Annotated in this window: 18 protein-coding genes and 2 pseudogenes; 11 read left to right on the forward strand and 9 right to left on the reverse strand. The window is 70.0% G+C overall.

The features are described 5' to 3' along the window. The first annotated feature begins 160 nt into the window (after nt 1-160). The 6 genes from ON39_RS28470 to ON39_RS28495 all read left to right on the forward strand — a co-directional run bounded on the left by ON39_RS28470 (nt 161) and on the right by ON39_RS28495 (nt 6,252). A complete protein-coding gene (locus tag ON39_RS28470; RefSeq protein ID WP_255219304.1) occupies nt 161-2,857 on the forward strand; it encodes an ATP-binding protein in 2,697 nt (898 codons plus the stop codon). A gap of 90 nt (nt 2,858-2,947) precedes the next feature. Further along, a complete protein-coding gene (locus ON39_RS28475) occupies nt 2,948-3,355 on the forward strand; it encodes a roadblock/LC7 domain-containing protein (protein WP_040738985.1) in 408 nt (135 codons plus the stop codon). A gap of 7 nt (nt 3,356-3,362) precedes the next feature. Continuing rightward, the gene (locus ON39_RS28480) at nt 3,363-3,734 is read left to right on the forward strand and encodes a DUF742 domain-containing protein (protein WP_040738986.1); all 372 of its coding nucleotides are present in this window, start codon (nt 3,363-3,365) and stop codon (nt 3,732-3,734) included. Beyond that, nucleotides 3,724-4,350, forward strand: coding sequence for a GTP-binding protein (locus ON39_RS28485; protein WP_373283749.1), 627 nt, complete (start codon nt 3,724-3,726; stop codon nt 4,348-4,350). Before ON39_RS28480 ends, ON39_RS28485 begins: the two co-directional genes overlap by 11 nt. A gap of 49 nt (nt 4,351-4,399) precedes the next feature. Next, complete coding sequence (locus ON39_RS28490; RefSeq protein ID WP_051187268.1) at nt 4,400-5,158, forward strand: MHYT domain-containing protein; 759 nt, start codon at nt 4,400-4,402, stop codon at nt 5,156-5,158. 68 nt (nt 5,159-5,226) lie between these two features. Continuing rightward, nucleotides 5,227-6,252 carry a DUF1906 domain-containing protein gene (locus tag ON39_RS28495; RefSeq protein ID WP_051187269.1) on the forward strand — a complete coding sequence of 342 codons (1,026 nt, stop codon included), beginning with the start codon at nt 5,227-5,229 and terminating at the stop codon, nt 6,250-6,252. Between the two features lie 506 nt (nt 6,253-6,758). On the opposite strand, the pseudogene rpmF reads toward ON39_RS28495, so the two are convergent. The 3 genes and pseudogenes from rpmF to mrf form a co-directional block, all read right to left on the reverse strand. Further along, a pseudogene (gene rpmF, locus ON39_RS51700) lies at nt 6,759-6,931 on the reverse strand (50S ribosomal protein L32). Between the two features lies 1 nt (nt 6,932). Then, complete coding sequence (locus ON39_RS28505) at nt 6,933-7,196, reverse strand: type B 50S ribosomal protein L31 (RefSeq protein ID WP_040738987.1); 264 nt, start codon at nt 7,194-7,196, stop codon at nt 6,933-6,935. Beyond that, on the reverse strand, nt 7,193-8,515 hold the full coding sequence (mrf, locus tag ON39_RS28510) for a ribosome hibernation factor-recruiting GTPase MRF (protein WP_051187271.1): 1,323 nt from the start codon (nt 8,513-8,515) through the stop codon (nt 7,193-7,195). Before mrf ends, ON39_RS28505 begins: the two co-directional genes overlap by 4 nt. A 95-nt stretch (nt 8,516-8,610) precedes the next feature. On the opposite strand from mrf, the gene rpmB reads away from it, so the two are divergent. The 4 genes from rpmB to rpsR are packed head-to-tail and all read left to right on the forward strand — an operon-like array spanning nt 8,611 to nt 9,663. Further along, nucleotides 8,611-8,847, forward strand: a complete 237-nt coding sequence (rpmB, locus tag ON39_RS28515) for a 50S ribosomal protein L28 (RefSeq protein WP_040738989.1) — start codon at nt 8,611-8,613, stop codon at nt 8,845-8,847. Between the two features lie 13 nt (nt 8,848-8,860). Next, nucleotides 8,861-9,031 (forward strand): 50S ribosomal protein L33, encoded by a 171-nt coding sequence (rpmG, locus tag ON39_RS28520; protein ID WP_040738990.1) that lies wholly within the window; start codon nt 8,861-8,863, stop codon nt 9,029-9,031. A gap of 39 nt (nt 9,032-9,070) precedes the next feature. Beyond that, on the forward strand, nt 9,071-9,376 hold the full coding sequence (gene rpsN, locus ON39_RS28525; protein ID WP_040738991.1) for a 30S ribosomal protein S14: 306 nt from the start codon (nt 9,071-9,073) through the stop codon (nt 9,374-9,376). A gap of 32 nt (nt 9,377-9,408) precedes the next feature. Further along, nucleotides 9,409-9,663 (forward strand): 30S ribosomal protein S18, encoded by a 255-nt coding sequence (gene rpsR, locus ON39_RS28530; protein WP_040738992.1) that lies wholly within the window; start codon nt 9,409-9,411, stop codon nt 9,661-9,663. A gap of 77 nt (nt 9,664-9,740) precedes the next feature. On the opposite strand, the gene ON39_RS28535 is transcribed toward rpsR, so the two are convergent. Then, complete coding sequence (locus ON39_RS28535) at nt 9,741-10,316, reverse strand: LysM peptidoglycan-binding domain-containing protein (protein ID WP_040738993.1); 576 nt, start codon at nt 10,314-10,316, stop codon at nt 9,741-9,743. Nucleotides 10,317-10,559: 243 nt separating this feature from the next. Between ON39_RS28535 and ON39_RS28540 the strand changes: the two genes are divergently transcribed. Then, the gene (locus ON39_RS28540; RefSeq protein ID WP_051187280.1) at nt 10,560-11,021 is read left to right on the forward strand and encodes a hypothetical protein; all 462 of its coding nucleotides are present in this window, start codon (nt 10,560-10,562) and stop codon (nt 11,019-11,021) included. Nucleotides 11,022-11,034: 13 nt separating this feature from the next. Here ON39_RS28540 and ON39_RS28545 read toward each other — a convergent pair whose 3' ends face one another. From ON39_RS28545 to ON39_RS28565, 5 genes and pseudogenes are all read right to left on the reverse strand, one after another. Next, nucleotides 11,035-12,597 carry a family 20 glycosylhydrolase gene (locus ON39_RS28545; RefSeq protein ID WP_040738994.1) on the reverse strand — a complete coding sequence of 521 codons (1,563 nt, stop codon included), beginning with the start codon at nt 12,595-12,597 and terminating at the stop codon, nt 11,035-11,037. A 321-nt stretch (nt 12,598-12,918) separates the two neighbouring features. Then, nucleotides 12,919-14,514 (reverse strand): bifunctional phosphoribosylaminoimidazolecarboxamide formyltransferase/IMP cyclohydrolase, encoded by a 1,596-nt coding sequence (gene purH / locus ON39_RS28550; RefSeq protein WP_040738995.1) that lies wholly within the window; start codon nt 14,512-14,514, stop codon nt 12,919-12,921. Then, nucleotides 14,511-15,188, reverse strand: a complete 678-nt coding sequence (purN, locus tag ON39_RS28555; RefSeq protein WP_051187273.1) for a phosphoribosylglycinamide formyltransferase — start codon at nt 15,186-15,188, stop codon at nt 14,511-14,513. Before purN ends, purH begins: the two co-directional genes overlap by 4 nt. 66 nt (nt 15,189-15,254) lie before the next feature. Continuing rightward, complete coding sequence (locus tag ON39_RS28560) at nt 15,255-16,823, reverse strand: cell division protein PerM (protein WP_040738997.1); 1,569 nt, start codon at nt 16,821-16,823, stop codon at nt 15,255-15,257. 205 nt (nt 16,824-17,028) lie between these two features. Beyond that, nucleotides 17,029-17,504, reverse strand: a pseudogene (locus tag ON39_RS28565) (DUF5336 domain-containing protein); the annotation flags it as partial.

A 17,504-nucleotide genomic window follows, 5' to 3' on the forward strand; every position in this document is an offset into this window, starting at 1 on the left:
CTGGCATACCTGATCCCTCAGATTGCCGACGGCCAGTCAGCACGGTATGTTCCGTGCGGTAAAAAGAAGACCTTGAGTTGGTTCTCGGCGGGTTGATCAGACTGCTCCTAGACAGCCACCATTCGGGGACCATGCGCGAAGTGGAGGCGACGGAAGCGGAATGGAAGCTGCACCGCGTTCCTGGCAATTCAGCCTGTCCAACATGTCGGTCACGCGCAAGGTCGGCATCGTGCTGTTGCTGCCGGTGTTGCTCGCCTCGGCCTTCGCCGGACTGCGCATCAAGGACGAGCTCGGGGTGATCTCGAAGCTCGACGCGGCTACCGAGCAGGCCCGTATTCTGCGTCCGATCCTCGAATTCAGCGAGGCCACCGAGCAACTCGCGATCGCGGCGGTCACCGCCCGGCCGGAGGACCCGATCGACACGGTCGCGGCCAAGTTCGATCAGGCGGCCATCGATCTGGAGACCGCGCTGCGGACCAAGAAGGTCGACGACGGCACGACCAAGGAGCTGCCCGCCGCCATCGCCGTGGCGCGCACCATGCGCAACGGACTGCGCACCTCCTCCCCCGCGACCATCGGCGGACAGGTCGACGAGGTCGGTACCCGCATCATCACAGCTATCTCGGTGTCCTCCTCGATCGAGGAGATCACCATCCAGCGCTACTTCCTGCAGCTGGGCCTGATGGCCAACGCCTCGCGCCTGCTCACCCAGGAGCAGATCATGTCGGCGACGGCCAGCGGCGGCAACAACCCGGCCGCGCTCGCCAACATGCTCTCCACGCTCGGCGCGGAGATGATGCTGACCTACTCGTACCCGCAGATGAACCCCTCCTCCGCGACCAACGCGCAGACCCTGATCGAGCAGGTGCAGGTCCGCATCGGCGCGCTGAGCCAGGCCCCGAACAGCCTCGGCAACAACGGCGTCATCACCGACTCGCTGCGCACCAGCTCCGAGGCCTACCGCCAGGCCACCAACACCCTGCTCGACACGATCGACTCCAAGCTGGCCGACCGGACCATCGAGCTGCGCGGCGCGGTGCTGCGCGACGTCGCCATCGTGATCACCACGCTGCTCGCCGGCCTGGCCCTCGCGCTCGCCGTCGCCCGCTCGCTGGTGGTGCCGATCCGCCGCCTGCGCCACGACGCGCTCCAGGTCGCGCACGTCGACCTGCCGAACGAGATCGAGGTGGTGCGCGCGGGCGGCGCGACGCCGAAGATCACGCCGGTCGACATCCGCACCACCGAGGAGATCGGCCAGCTCGCCCGCGCGGTCGACGACATCCACCAGGCCTCGCTGCACCTGGCCGCCGAGCAGGCGCGGTTGCGCGTGCAGATCGGCAGCATGTTCGAGACGCTGTCGCGGCGCAGCCAATCGCTGGTCGAGCAGCAGCTCGCGCTGATCGAGGATCTCGAGCACGACGAGGACAACACCGAGCGGCTGCAGAGCCTGTTCCGCCTCGACCACCTGGCCACTCGCATGCGCCGCAACGGCGACAACCTGCTCGTGCTGGCCGGCACCGCGCTGCGGCGTGGTCAGCTGCACCCGGTCCAGCTCTCGGACATGCTGTGGAGCGCGGTCTCCCAGGTCGAGGACTACCAGCGCGTCGAGATCGGCGCCGTCCCGGACGGCATCGTGGCGGGCGAGCCGGCCATCGACATCGAGCACCTGCTGGCCGAGCTGATCGACAACGCACTGCGCTACTCGCCCCCGACCACGCCGGTCACCCTCTCGGTGGCGCGCGCCGTCGACGGCGGCTACCTGATCGAGATCATCGACCGCGGCCTCGGCATGTCCACCGAGGATCTGCGCGTCATCAACGACCGGCTCAGCTCCGGTGGCGAGGTCACCGTCGAAACCGCCCGCCGCATGGGACTTTTCGTCGTCGGCAGGCTCGCCAAGCGGCACACCATCACCGCCAGCCTGCGGCGCACCTCGACCACGGCGCAGCAGCCCGGCGTCACCGCGAGCGTGCACCTGCCCGGCGCGCTGGTCGCGCCGCCGCTGGACGCCACCGATCCGACCGGGAAGCCGCTGGACCTGACCGGCGACTACGAACTGCCCGCCCAGCCGCGCGCGCTGACGCCGGTGCCGAGCCTGCCGCAGCCCAACGCGCCCAGGTTCGAGGTGTCCAACACCGGACTGCCACAGCGCAGGCCCGCGATCCGCGTCGCCGAGCCGCCCGGCCAGCCCGCCGTCTCGGTGCCGACGCGGACCAACACCCCCGACACCGACTCGGACTCGCAGCCGCCGACCGAGCCGTGGTCGATCAACACCCCGACCGACGACCGGTCCCCGTTCGGCCCGCCCACGGTGAGCGGCTCGGGCAGCGGGCCGAGCCGGTCAGCGGAGCCGGAGCAGGAGCGGCCCACCGATCTGTGGGCCGAGGCCGAGGCCAAGACGCCGGAGCCGGAGCTGACGATCCCGCAGCAGCGGGTCACGCGCGAGACGGAACCAGCGCCGCGCCAAGGGGATTCGGGGCAGCGCGAGACGGAGTCCGCACCGCGCACCGACCGCGCGCTCCGGCCTGCCGATCCGGCGCCCGGCCGCGGTGCCGGAGCCCGAGCCGCCGCGGCCCGTGGAGCCCGCGATGGCGTCCTCGCGGCTGCAGCCGGTGGCCGGCGCCTCGCCGACCCCGATCTATCAGCGCATGGTGTCGGAGTGGCTGGTCGAGCCCGCGACGTCGCAGGCCGCCGAGAGCACCTGGACCTCGCCCGCCGACGTGGGCTGGACCGCCGCCGAAGAGGCGACCCATCCGACACCGACCGGCCGCACCAGCGGTGGACTTCCTATCCGAACGCCGGGCGCGCAGCTCGTCCCCGGCGGTCTGGCGCAGGCAGACGAATCGGGAGCCCGTGATCCCGAGGAGATTCGGAACAACCTGACCAGGCATCTCAGTGGGGTCCGCAGTGGGCGGGCCAATGCGCAGTACGACGACGGAGGGCTTGCATGACCAACGCGAACAGCACCACGGATGAGAACCTGAACTGGCTGGTCGCCAGATTCACCCGGGACGTGCCCGGCGTGTCCCACGCGGTGCTGGTGTCGGCCGACGGCCTGCTCCAGGCGACCAGCCCGCACCTGCCCGCGGATCGGGCCGAGCAGCTCGCGGCGGTCACCGCGGGCCTGGCCAGTCTGTCGATGGGCGCGGCCTCGCTGTTCGACGGCGGCAAGGTGATGCAGTCGATCGTGGAGATGCAGCGCGGCTATCTGCTGGTCATGAGCGTGGGCAACGGCTCGCACCTGGCCGTGCTCGCCAACAAGTCGCACGACATCGGACGGATCGGCTACGAGATGGCGCTGTTGGTCGACCGGGTCGGCACGGTGGTCACCGCCACCGCGCGTACCGCGGTTTGAGCGGGAGATGTCCCATCCCTACGGACCCGGACCACGACCGACCACGCGCGTCCGACCGTATGCCCTGACCTCCGGGCGCACCGAGCCCGCGGTCGACCTGCCGCTGGAGGCGGTCATCGAGACCCTGTCCTACACTGCGCATCTCGACTGGCCCGCCGGTGACGTCCGCACGGATATCCTTCGGCTCGGGACACACCGGCTTTCGGTGGCCGAGATCGCCGCTCACCTGGATCGTCCGCTCGGCATGGTCCGGGTGATGATCGGTGACCTCGTGGTCGACGGCATTGTGCGCCTGCATTCGACACTGACCGACGAGGCGAGTTTCGACGAGCGCCGTTCTTTGATGGAGAGGACTTTGCGTGGACTCCGTGCCCTATAAGAAAATCGGGCCCGACACCAACCCCGGCCAGGCCGACGGGGACAACCGGACCGCGTCCACGAAGATCGTGGTCGCCGGTGGTTTCGGGGTAGGTAAGACAACTTTTGTCGGCGCGGTGTCCGAGATCGTTCCCCTGCGGACCGAGGCCATGGTCACCCGGTTCTCCGACGGGATCGACGATCTCGCGGAGACCCCGGAGAAGGAAACCACCACGGTCGCCATGGATTTCGGCAGGATCATCCTGCCGGGCAACCTGGCGCTGTACCTGTTCGGCACGCCGGGCCAGCGGCGCTTCTGGTTCATGTGGGACGACCTGATCCGCGGCGCGATCGGCGCGGTCGTGCTCATCGACACGCGCAGGCTGGAGGACAGCTTCGCGGCGGTGGACTTCTTCGAGGCGCGTCAGCTGCCATTCCTGGTGGCCGTCAACCGTTTTCCGAATGCGCCCCGCTTCCCGATCGCGGAGCTGCGCGAGGCGCTCGCGGTGCGCGAGAGCGTGCCGATCGTCGACATCGACGCGCGCAACGCCAACGAGGTGCGCCAGTCCCTGGCCGCGGTGACCGAGTACGCCATCCAACGCCTCGCCGCGCAGGAACGCGAACAGGCGGTGCTGTGAGAGAGCTTCGGCGGGGCACGACGGAGCCGAGCGCAGGCGAGGCGGAGTCGTGACGTACTTCAGCATGGGCTACTGGATCATCGGGTTGTCGCTGGCGGTCTCGATCACCGGCGCGCTGGTCGGCTTCAGCTGCATCCGGCAGTCGACGAAGTCGGTGACGCCGAGGTTCCGGCTGGTGTGGCAGGCCTCGGCGGCGATCTCGATCGGCGGGATCGGCGTCTGGCTGTCGGTGTTCGTCTCCATGCTCGGGGTGACGGTGCCGGGCAGCCTGGTTCGCTACGACGTGTGGAGTGTGGCGCTGGCGGCGGTGGTGTCGGTGCTCGGGGTGTGGGCGGCGCTGGTGATCCAGGGGCGCACGCTGAACATTCCGCGGCTCATCGGCGCCGGCGTGGTGATGGGCGCCGGCTTCGGCCTGATGCACTATCTTGCCTTGGGCGCCATGCACATTCAGGGCTCGATCAGCCTGAAGCCGCTGCTGTTCTGCGGGGCGGTGGCGATCGCGATCGTGATCTCGCTGGGTACCCTGTGGTTCACTCAGCCGAGGCGGCCGCTGGCGATGCTGGCCGGCGCGGCCGTGGTGTTCGCCGCCGGTATCGCGGGCATGCACTACACCGATCTGGTCGGTGTGGAGATCGACCTGGCGACGGCCAACTCGACGCCGCCGGGTGAGGATCTGTTCGGGTTCTTTGTGCCCGCCTTCGCGCTCGGCATGCTGTCGCTGGCCATTCCGATCAGCGCGATCCTCATCGCGCCGGATCGGCGCACCGCCATCCCGACGCGGGCGCCCGTGTCGCATTCCGCGTACTGAGCCGAGTCACCGGGTCCGGTTCGGCGATGCCGCCGAAATCCCCGCTGGCCCGATTTACAGTGGGAGCCATGCGTTTCGGTCTGGACTACGCCGCGGCACGTCCGGGCGGCGCGGCGATCCGCGCGGCGGGTTTCGACTTCGTCGTCCGGTATCTGTCCGACGGCGGGGTCACCCTGCCGGGCAAGCTGTTGACTCCGGCCGAGGCCGACGATCTGCGCGCGCACGAGGTCTCGATCGTGGCGAACTGGGAGACGACCGCGACCCGCATGCTGGACGGCTACGGCGCGGGCGTGGTCGATGCCCGCGCGGGCCTGGCGCAGGTGCTGCGCTGCGGCGGCAGCCAGGACCGCCCGATCTACTTCAGCGCCGATTTCGATGTGACGCCGCAGGATCAGCAGCGGATCAACGCCTATCTCGACGGCGCCGCGACGGTGCTCGGCCGCTCGAATGTCGGTATCCGCGGCGGGTTCTGGTCGGTGAGCCGGGCGCTGGACGCGGGCAGCGCGAGCTGGGCGTGGCAGACCGACGCCTGGTCGGGCGACCGGGTGGAGCCGCGGCGCAGGCTGCACCAGACCTCGCGGCAACAGATCGTCGGCGGCGTGGTCTGCGCGGTGAACGAGGCCGAGTCGTCCGATTTCGGTCAGTGGGATTTCGTCGCACAGGAGGACGTCGACGTGACGCCGGAGCAAGAGGCAGTGCTGCGCGATATCCAACTCCAGCTGCGCGGCCCGGGGCTGGCCGGCTGGCCGCAGCTCGGCTCCGACGCCGACGGGCACAGCCGCACGCTGGTGGACGGGCTGGCGGCCGCGTTGGCCCGGATCGGGGAGTTGACCGACGAGGTCGGCGACTTGCGCACGGAGATCAGCGAATTGGAGGCGACCACCGCCGAGCTCGCGGAGCAGGTGCAGCGGCTGAGTGCGCGGCACTGGCCGTGGCCGCTGTCGTTGATCGAGGGACCGGCGGCGCTGGTGGGTGAGCAGCTGGCTCGACTGGAGGCCCTGCTGCCCGATCTGCCCGGTTTGCCGGGACCTTCCGGAGGTACGCAGCACACATCTGGTAGCGGTGCGCTGGATTCGCGTTCTTCGCGAGGGTGAGGGCTGACGCGGGGACTGCTTCCGCGCGGGCGGTGGAGAGGTACCGCGGCCGAGATGTTGGCGATGAGCGGGTTCTCCCGGGAACCGGGAGAACCCGCCCTCGTGCATGAGGATACTGACGCCGGGACACGTTCGCATCACTTCCCGGAGACTTTTCCGACCCTCGAAAACCAACCAGCAGTACGTATTTCGCCCGACAGCTACTGAACCGCAATCGCATCGTGCACGAGGTTGCAACGTCGCCCTGAGCGGCCCCGTTGCTATTCGATTGCCGCCCGTTTCCGAGTGCGGCGAAAGTTTGTCATCAACCCCGCGTGACGCCGGGCCGGCCCCTCATCCCTCGTCCCGGCTCGTTCGCCCCGCACGGCAGCAGCGTCGGAGTTATCTCCGGCCGTGGCACATGGGCCGCAACAGGTACTTCCACCTCACCGCCGCCCTCGCGGCCAAGAATGCCTCACAAGCGACACCGACGGCGGACTGCGGTGGATGCCGCCGTTTCGATTTGCTCAGCGTCGGTCGAGGTCGATCAGGCCGCGCCGCACGGCGGCGACGAGTCGGCGCGGCACCTTGTGCACCACGCCCGCGACGGTCACCGGCACGAGGTCGGCGGGGTCGCCTTCCACTGTGCCCGCCGGCTGCGGGTGTTCGACCGCGACATCTTCCGCTTCGGGACCGCCATCTCAGCCCTCCCCTCGGCGCGTGCGCCTGCCGTACTTGCGCTCGAACTTCTCCACCCGGCCCTGGCTGTCGAGCACGCGGTGCGCGCCGGTCCAGAACGGATGCGAGTCAGAGGTCACGTCGACGGTCAGCAGCGGGTAGGTATTGCCGTCGGACCACTCCACCGTGCGCGCGCTCGTCGCGGTCGACCGGGTCAGGAACCGCTTGCCGGTGCCCGCGTCCTCGAACACCACCGGATGGTAGTCCGGATGGATACCTGTCTTCATTTCGCCTCTCCTCTCGGGCTTTTCACGTCTTCGATGGGTAACGCGCCACTCGCGTCCGCGCACGGATCGGCGTGCCAGTCGCCGAACGGGTCCTCCCACTGGGCGACCCGCTCGGGCGCGCGCTCGACCAGCCGCAGCTCCTCGTCCTCGACCAGCGCCCAGTGCAGGGCCTCGCGGATCTCGTTCGGGTCGGCGTCGTGGACGAGCACGACCAGCGAGATGTCCCGGTCGCCGAAGCGTTCGTCCCAGCGCAGGGCGGCCATCGCCCGCCGGTCCGGATCCGCTTGCGCCAGTTCGTCTTCCGACATCGCGGCCAGCCAGCGCCCGGCGCCGCCGACGCGCAGGCCGCCGCCCGCCGACTCCAGCCAGGTCACCTCGTCGGGCTGGGTGGCCAGCCACATCCGGCCGCGCGCGGTGACCACGCCGTCGAATAGCACGTCGAGCGCCTCGTGCAGCCGCCCGGGATGGAACGGCCTGCTCGCGGCGAACTCCAGCAGGCTGACACCGTAGTCGCTGGTGAGCGGCGGCTGCCCACGCAGCAGCGGAGCGTGCGCGTCGAACACCCGGCCGCGGCGCGAGCCCGCGGGGACGCGCGCGAGCAACGCCTCGACCCGAGCCGCGGTGAGCGCGCGCGGATCGTCCGCCCAGTCCACCGGCGCGTCGGGGACGAGGCGGGCGAGCACCGCGCCCAGCTTGCCGCGCTCGACGGTCGCGTCCGGCGCTACCGGCCCCACACCGATTACCGCGTCGGCGAATTCGACCTGGCCGACGGCCACCTGCGCGACCGTGCGCTCGTCGTCGGCGCGGGCGAGGCCGCGCTCGGCCATGGTTTCCTCGCCGGTCGCGTCGGCGAGCCAGGCGTCGGCGTCGAGCACGGTCAGCACGGCCTCGATGCGCACGTCGCGCGCGGCCGGGCCGTCCACCCGGCCCAGAATGCCTTCCACCACAACGTGTTCGATGGCGTGGCAGACCGCCTCGGCCTCGAAGGCCGGATCCAGGGCCAGCACGATGCGCTCGACCGAGTCCCGCGCGGCGAGCGTGCGCAGCAGCGGGAGCAGGTCGATGCGCAGCGTGCAGGAGACGCAGCCGTGCGCGAGCTCGAGCACGTCCGACGTCTCGTAGGTCGCGCCGCGCACCGTGCGGTGCACGATGCCCTCGTGCAGTTGGCCGAGGTCGTGGCGCACGACGACGGTGCCGGGCACGCCGTCGCACAGCGCGGCCGCCGCGTGGTCCACGCCCGCCGCGGCCGGCCCGGCGAATCCCGCGAGCACCACGACCGGCGTTCTCCGGTCGGTCTCAGGTGGGCGCACAGCCAGCACTCCTTTCGATAACGATTTTCATTTACGTCTGAGCGACGGTACATTGTCGATCGGCCGTTGTCGAAAATGATTGTCATCTACCGGAGGGAGCCCGCATGTCGGCCCACTGCCAGGTCACCGGGCGCAAGCCCGGGTTCGGCAAGTCCGTCTCGCACTCACACAGGCGGACGAACCGCCGCTGGAACCCCAACGTCCAGCGCAAGACCTACTTCCTGCCCAGCGAGGGGCGGCGCGTCACGCTGACCGTCTCGGCCAAGGGCATCAAGACCATCGACCGGGACGGGATCGAGGCCGTGGTGGCCCGGATCCGGGCGCGCGGCGACAAGATCTGACCCAGGAGGAACCATGGCGTCCAAGTCGACCGAGCTGCGGCCGATCGTCAAGCTGAAGTCCACCGCAGGCACCGGGTACACCTACGTGACTAGGAAGAACCGCCGCAACGACCCGGACAGGATGGTGCTGCGCAAGTACGACCCCGTCGTCCGCGGGCACGTCGATTTCCGCGAGGAGCGCTGAACACTATGGCGCACAACGTCTTTCCCGGGGAGCGCTGAGATGGCCAAGAAGTCGAAGATCGCCCGCAACGCCCAGCGCGCGCTCGTGGTGGCGCGCTACGCCGAGCGCAGGGCCGAGCTGAAAGAGCTCATCCGCAAGCCGGGCACATCGGACACCGAACGCGCCGACGCCCACGCTGAACTGCGACGACAGCCACGGGACGCCAGTCCGGTACGATTGCGCAATCGGGACGCCGCCGACGGACGACCGCGCGGTCACCTCCGGAAGTTCGGACTGTCCCGTGTGCGTGTGCGCGAGATGGCGCACCGGGGCGAGCTGCCCGGTGTGCGCAAATCGAGCTGGTAGACAACCACCGTTCTCGTACGAAGGATCCGTATATGGCAGTCAAGCGAGCACCGTCGAAGAAGGTACGCGCCGAGCAGGCCCGCCGTCCGAAGAAGAACCCGCTCATTGCCGCAGGCATCGAGAAGGTCGACTACAAGGACGTCAACCTGCTGCGCACGTTCATCTCCGATCGCGGCAAGATTCGCAGCCGCCGGGTCACCGGGCTCACCCCGCAGCAGCAGCGACAGGTCGCCGTCGCGGTGAAGAATGCCCGCGAGATGGCGTTGCTCCCCTTCACCAGCCGCTAAGTGCAGCCCCCACCCGAACGCGAACGTGGGGCCCCGAAGTCTTCGGGGCCCCACGTTTTGTCTTGCGCCGCAGTAGTTTACGGGATGGTCAGCACCTGGCCGGGGTTGATCAGGTCCGGGTTGTCGATGCCGCTGGCGTTCGCGATCTCCTGGTAGCGGTTGCCGTCGCCGTAGAAGCGCTCGGCGATCGCCCAGAGGGTGTCGCCCGGCTCGACCGTGTAGGTCCGCACCTCGGGGGCCGGCGGCTGCGCCTCTTCGGCCGCGGGGGCCTCGGCGACCGGCTCCGGCGCGGGCTCGGGCTCGGGCGCCTGCAGCGGATTGTCGGTCTTGGTGTCGGAGGCCCACAGCGGGCTGCCGTCCGTGCCGTACAGCACCACGTTGCGGTCGGCCTGAACGACCAGCCGATCCGCGTTCTTGCCGTTGGTCTCGGTGGACCACGCCGCGCCGTCGCCCTTGTACAGCACGAAGTTGCCGTCGTCCTGCAGGGTCGCGCGTTCGACACCCTGACCGTGCGTCAGGGTGGACCACACCACATTTCCGTCCGGCTCGGACAACACGAGGTTGCCGTCGTTCTGCAAGGTGAGGGTGTAAGCACCGCCCTGCAGGGACTGGCCGAGTCCGAGTTCTTCACCGACGCGCAGCGTGTCGCCCACGGTTGTTCCTTTCGAGTTCTGAAGAGCAGAGGTTCTGAAGAGCACTGGTTCTGAAGAGCATCCGAACAATCGACGCGCGCCGCGGACACGAAGGTGCGCGTCCAGGCCGAAGATACTGCCCCGGACCGGGATCCGGAGGCATTACGCGCATGGTTCGCCGAAAGTTCACTGTGGGGTGTGTCCTATTGCCGTAAATGGGTTCGATGTGAGATGGCGGCGGCCACGCCCACTAGGGTGGTCGCCATGACTCGGATCTCGGGCGGACGTGCCGCCGCAGCAGTCGCCGTTGTGCTCGGATGCCTCGCCGCGGCGGGGTGTTCCGGCTCCGAAGACGCTGCGACACAACCGAAAACGGCCACGACCACCAGCGCCGCGCCGAGCACGCCAACCGAGGACACGGCGGGCAACCGCGGCAGGGAGTTCACCGCCGACCCGACGATCGTGAACGCCCGCCCGATCCCGTTCGACTCGTGGACGCGGCTGGCAGCGGACCGGATCGCGGTCAACTTCCAGACCGGCACGCCGGAGTGCTACGGCGTCGATGCCACTGTGCGCGAGACGGATTCGACGGTCACCGTCGAGCTGCGCGCGGGCACCCGCGCCGACGCGGTCGGCCGGATGTGCACCATGAACGCGGTCTTCGGCTCGGTGGAGCTGGCGTTGAAGTCGCCGCTCGGGGACAGGCAGGTACTCAGCGCGGTCTAGTTCGCGTGCCGCCTCACGCCGGGGGCTCACCGACGGCGTCGGCCAGTGCCGCGAACTCCGGATAGCTGCCCGCTTGCGGCGGACCCCAGGTCTGCTGCGCGGTGACCCGCAGGGGCATGGTGATCGACTCGGCTATCCGCTCCGGGGTCTGCGCCGTCGGGTCGTCACACCAGACGAACAGGCCCGAGCCGAGATTGCGCCGGTTCTGCTCCGGCGTCAGGCGGGTGCCGTCCACGAAAAGCGTGGGGTCCCACGCCTGATAGGCGAGGGGCGGCGGGACGTTGAGCGCCCGCGTCGGCCCGCCCGCGACGTAGTAGGCCGGCGCGAACGCGGCGTTCCTGAGCTCGTGCCCGGCGGCGATGAGATCGGCTGGGCTGCGGGCGGTTCCGAAGAACGGCAGGGGCAGTTGCGGGACGCCCGCCCTGCTCCAGTAGTCGATGACGAGATCGCGGCCGAGGGTGAGCGTGCCCGCGCCCGTGTGCAATCCGTCGTTCCAGATGCGGGGGCGTTTGCCGTGGGCGCGCACGATGTCCGCGCCCCAGTTGATCAGGCCGAGGAAGGCGTCGACGGGCTGGGCCTGCGGCCCGTAGGTGGCGCGTGCGTACGCGCCTAGCTGCGGATACTCGTCGAAGTCCGCGACGCGGAGGCCGTCGAGCAGGAACTCGTCCGCGCCGAGATGCCAGTAGCGGCCGGGAAACAGCGGCAGGAACTCCTCGAGGATGTCGCGCATCAGGTCATATGCGCGCGGATTCCCGATATCGATGGCGGCGTCGGAGACCCGCCCGCTCGCGCTGCGCAGCTTCAGGTCCGGATGGGCCGCCAGGATGCCGTTCATGTGGCCGGGGAAGTCCACCTCCGGGACGATCTCGACCTGGTGCCGCGCCGCGTAGTCGACCAGATCACGGATGTCCTGCCTCGAATAGTGCTGCGCCGCCGTGATTTCCGGGTGGCGTTCGCTGTCGAGCCGGAAGCCGTAGGTGTCCGAGAGGTGCAGGTGCAGCAGGTTCAGCTTGAGGTAGCCCATGCGCCGGATTTGCGCGCGCAGCAGCTCGACCGGCATGAACTCGCGCCCGACGTCCAGCATGAGACCGCGTTCCCGGTATTGCGGCCAATCCGTCACGGTGCCACCGGGAATCACGGGGCGCTGCCGAAGCAGTTGCAGGGCCGAGCTGGCGGCGTAGTACGCGCCCGCGGTGTCCGCGCCGAGCAGGTCGAGGGTTTCGCCGCTCGAAATCTGGTAAGCCTCAGCCGTTTCCGGCGCGTTGGGCACCGAGCCGGTGCGTAACACGATATCGCCGGGGCCGGCGGATTCGCCCGCCTGCGCCACGATGTCACTGCCGGTGAATGCGCGCAGCGACTCGGCGAAATCCATTGCGGTGCTGCGTAATACGTCCTGTGTGTACACCACTCGGGCGTGTGCGCCGAGCGAGAAACTCGCTCCGCCAGGACTCCACGCTTTCAACGAGGGAAGCGTCCGCGGTGTCCCCTGCTCGGCTTCGGCCGAGGATTGCCCGGCGAATGACACCGCCACGGCGAGCATCGCGACCACACCGGCGGCTACCGCACGAATCGACATCAGGTCACTCTACGAAGCCTTGCCTGCCCACGTGGGCATTCGTCCTCACGCCACGCACCTCTTTTCCGCACCCGAATCGCCGTGCGAATTTGGTGTGCGGGCGGGAAATCAGGAGGCGTGTGCGCACCCAGCAGGCGTGCGGACCCAGGAGGCGTGCGGACCCAGGAGGCGTGCGGACCCAGGGGGTATGCGCCCCCACGAGGTATGCGCCGTCAGGAGATATGCGCAGTCACGAGGTGTGCGCGGTCAGGAGGGATGCGGGTACTGGCTCATACGCCGAACGCCACGTCGGAGATCCGACGTGGCGTTCGAGCGCGAGGGTCAGTGCGCGAAGTGACGGGAACCCGTGAGGTACAGGGTGACTCCGGCCTCGCGAGCCAGATCGATGGTCTCCTGGTCGCGAACCGAGCCGCCGGGCTGCACGATCGCGCGCACACCGGCCTGAATCAGCTGCTGCGGGCCGTCGGGGAACGGGAAGAACGCGTCGGAGGCCGCGACCGAACCCTTGGCCCGGTCGCCCGCGCGCTGCACGGCCAGCTGCACCGCGTCCACGCGGTTGACCTGGCCCATGCCGACGCCGACCGAGGCGCCGTCGTGCGCGAGCAGGATCGCGTTGGACTTCACGGCCCGGCAGGCGCGCCAAGCGAATTCGAGGTCGGCGAGGGTCTCGGCGTCGGCCGCCTCCCCCGTGGCCAGGGTCCAGTTGGCCGGATCGTCGCCCTCGGCGTCGAGGATGTCGCGCTGCTGCAGCAGCGCGCCGCCGCTGATCGGACGCAGCTCGGCGCCCGCGCGCCGCGGCGGCTCGGCGACCAGGATGCGCACATTCTTCTTGCGCTGCAACACCTCCACCGCGCCGTCGGCGTAGGACGGGGCCACGATCACCTCGGTGAAGATCTCCGCGACCTGCTCGGCCATCTCCACGGTGACCGGGCGGTTGGCCGCGATCACGCCGCCGAACGCGCTCACCGGATCGCAGGCGTGCGCCTTGCGGTGCGCCTCGGCGATGTCGGCGCCGATGGCGATGCCACAGGGGTTGGCGTGCTTGATGATCGCGACGGTCGGCGCGGTGTGGTCGTAGGCGGCGCGCCACGCGGCGTCGGCATCGGTGTAGTTGTTGTACGACATCTCCTTGCCGTGCAACTGCTGGGCCTGCGCGAGGCCGAGGGCGCCGTCGTTGTTGGTGTACAGCGCCGCCGCCTGATGCGGGTTTTCGCCGTAGCGCAGCACGGCGGAGCGCTCCCAGGTACCGCCGAGCCAGGCGGGGAATCGCGCGCCGGCGTCCTCGGGCTGCGCCGCGTCCTCGGGCTGCGCCGCCACACCGGGCGCGAGCACCGAGGTCATCCAGCTCGCGACCGCGACGTCATAGCTCGCCGTGTGCTGAAAAGCCTTGGCCGCCAGCGCCGTCCGCTCGGCCAGCGTGAAGCCGCCGGACTTCACCGCGCCGAGCACCTCGTCGTAGTCGCCGCTGTCGACGACCACGGCCACCGACGGATGGTTCTTCGCCGCGGCCCGCACCATCGACGGTCCGCCGATGTCGATCTGCTCGACGCACTCGTCCGGCGTCGCCCCGCCGGCCACCGTCTGGGTAAACGGGTACAGATTCACCACCACCAGCTGGAACGCCTCGACACCCAGCTCGACCAGCTGATCGAGGTGCTCCTGCTTGCGAGTGTCGGCGAGGATGCCCGCGTGCACCCGGGGATGCAGCGTCTTCACCCGGCCGTCGAGGGTCTCCGGGAAGCCGGTGAGGTCCTCGACCTTCGTCACGGGGAGGCCTGCGTCGGCGATCTTGGCCGCGGTCGAGCCGGTCGAGACCAGCTCGATTCCCGCGGCGTGCAGGCCGGTCGCGAGCTCGATGAGCCCCGTCTTGTCGTAGACGCTCACCAGCGCCCTGGAAATCGCCTTGCGCTCACTCACCGAAGTACTCGCTCATCAGGAATAACTGCCTTTCGTCCGTCGGAAACAATGCCCCGCGTCGCGACGGCGGCGACGACCTCCGCCAGCAACCGCCGCTCGACAACCTTGATGCGTTCGTGCAGCCTCGCCTCGTCGTCCTCGGGCAGCACGGGGACCGCCTCCTGCGCGAGGATCGGCCCGGTGTCGACGCCCGCGTCGACCAGGTGCACCGTCGAGCCGGTGACCCGGACCCCATAGGCCAGCGCGTCGCGCACCCCGTGTGCGCCCGGGAACGACGGCAGCAGCGCGGGATGGGTGTTGATGATCCGGCCGCCGAACCGGGCGAGAAAGGCCGGGCCGAGGATTTTCATGAACCCGGCCGAGACCACGATGTCAGGCGCATGCCCCGCGACCGCGTCGGTCAGCGCGGCGTCCCAGGCGGTCCGGTCGGGAAAGTCCTTCAGCGCCACCTTGAAATGCGGCACGCCCGCGGCGTCGGCGTGCTCGGTGGCCGCGCAGGTCCGGTCGACGCCGACGGCGACGATCCGCGCCGGGAAGTCCGCGGCCGAGGCCGCGTCGAGCAGCGCGCGCAGCAGCGATCCGGTGCCCGAGGCGAGCACGAGCACGGTCGCCGGGGCCGCGGCGGGGGTCCACGAGGCGAACCCGGGGTCGGCAGCCGGCGAGGCCGGCGGGATGGGTGAGCTCAGGGCTCTACTCCTGCGCGTCGATCGGATAGCGGACGGGCTCCGCCGCGTTAGAGCCTAACGACCGTCGACCCGGCCACTTTCCGGCAGGTCCGCCTCGACCACCTCGGCATCGACGATATCGGGTGTGGTATTCGCACCGGGTGTGCGGACGGTGCTGAGGGAGGTCTGCTCCTCGACCAGCTCGCCGTCGAGCGCTTCATCGTGGTCCGGTCCGGCGTAGTCGTCCTCGTAATAGCCGCGCCGCCCGTAGTCGTCGTCGGCGTAATCGTCGTCGGCGTAGTAGTCATCCGCATGGTCGTCGTCGGCGTAATAGTCATCCGCGTGATCGTCGTCCGCGTAATAGCCGTCCGCATGATCATCATCGGCGTAGTAGTCCTCGGCGTACGGGTCGTCGGTGTTCGCGGGCACGGCGCCGACCGGAAAGAGGAACCACCGCGCGAACGCCAGGCCCGCATAACCCGGGACAGCCAGCCACGCGAACGTGACCACGACAAAGACGGGAAAGTCGGGCCCGAACCGGCCGAAGGTGCCCAACTCGCCGCCCGCGACCACGCCGAGCAGCAGCAACGCCACGGTCGCCAGCCCGGCCGAGCACAGCGTCGCCCAGGGCGCGCCGATCCGATCCGTCGAGCCGCGCGCGAGATCTATCCCGCCGAGCACCCCGATCGCGGCCGGGACGAGCAGCAGCACCGGCCACCAGCCCGCCGCCGGTCCGGTCGGCACCGCGGCCATCAGCGGCACGGCTGGAATCGGCCCGCCCACCACGGAGAACAGGCCGAACGACGCGTCGCCGAACTGCGCGCCCGCGCCGACCAGCACGCCGACCGCTTGCACGACCAGATTCGGCAGGTAAGCCAGCGAGAGCAGGGTCAGGCCGATCACCCCGGCGGCATTGCCCGCGCCGCGGTAAGTGTCGCCGACCCGCGACAGGTGCATCAGAAACGAGAACACGACGAGCACCGCGGCGCAGCCGAGCAGGCGCAGCACGGCGCGGCCCGCGCCGTACATTCCCGAGATCGCCCAGTCCGGCAGGCGAAGCGTCGCGAACAGTTCCCGCCGTGTCCGCGTCGCGATCCCACCCGCGGCGGCGACCAGGTAGAGACCGCCGACCCAGCCGAACGCGGCCAGGGTGTTCGGCGGTTGCAGCGCGACGACGCCGGACGCGTCCTCGGCGACCGCGAGGCAGATGGCGGTGATCAGCAGCGGCCCGGCCAGCGCGGCGCCGACTATCCAGCCGAGATCGGCTCGGGTGTAGTCGGGTTCGACGGCGCGGGCGCACTCCCGGCCCGCGAGCCAGACCACGAGCGCGGTCGGCAACAAGGGCAGCAGGCCGAGCGTGGTCTTGCCGATCACCAACGGAACCTGGTGTACGCCAAGCCATCCCGCCGCTATCGCGCCCGAGGTCCCGGCCAGATTGCTGCCCGAGGTGAGCAGCGTCGCGAGGGCGAGGACGATGATCGCGGTGAGCGCGTAGGTCGTCGGGCGACCGGCCACGAGGACGAGCACCCTGGCACGTTCCGGGGTCAGCGACAGGAACCCGGCCTCGTCGGTCTCGGCGTGCGGCTCGGGCACCCGGCGCGACCCACCGGTCCGGCGCGGCAGCGAGTTTCGCGTGGAACTCACGATTTCGCCTCGACGCCTGGGACTTTCGCGCATCCGAACGCCCTGGCTCGCCGACGCTCGCGCACGCCGCGCGACTCCCCCGTGCGCTCAGGCGCGCCGCATCCCTGATTCACTCGCTGACGCTCACTCATGACGATTCAGCGTGGCAGCTCCCCCGGCGCGAGCGGCTCAGGCGCGCCGGATGATCCGCGCCGGGGGAGGACCGCTACTTGTTGTCTTCGGACGGGCGGAACGCCTGGGTGGCGTCCGAGGACGGGTCGCCGCCCTGCTCGCCGCCGAACGGCTGGCCCTGCTGCGGCGCGCTCTGCTGGCCCGGCTGCCCGTAGTTCGACGAACCGTACGGCGACTGCTGCGCGGAGCCGAAGTGCTGGGTCGCGCCCTCGTCCGGCCGCGGCTGGGCCGCGCTCGGCGAGCCGTACGGCGAGGCCTGCTGCTGGCCGCCGAAGGCCGTGGTCGGGGGCTGCTGCCCGTAGGCGGGCTGCTGGCCGTAGCCCTGCTGGCCGTACGCGGGCTGGCTCGGCTGGCTCTGGCCGTAGGGCGAAGCCTGCTGTGCCGCACCGTAACCCGGCTGCTGGCCGTAGGGCGACTGCTGGCCGTAGGGCTGACCCTGCTGACCCTGGCCGTAGCCGGGCTGGCTCTGCCCGTACGAGGGCTGGCCCTGGCCGAAGGCCTGCTGCTGCT

It is taken from the genome of Nocardia tenerifensis NBRC 101015 (genome assembly GCF_000308715.1).
Lineage (GTDB): Bacteria > Actinomycetota > Actinomycetes > Mycobacteriales > Mycobacteriaceae > Nocardia > Nocardia tenerifensis.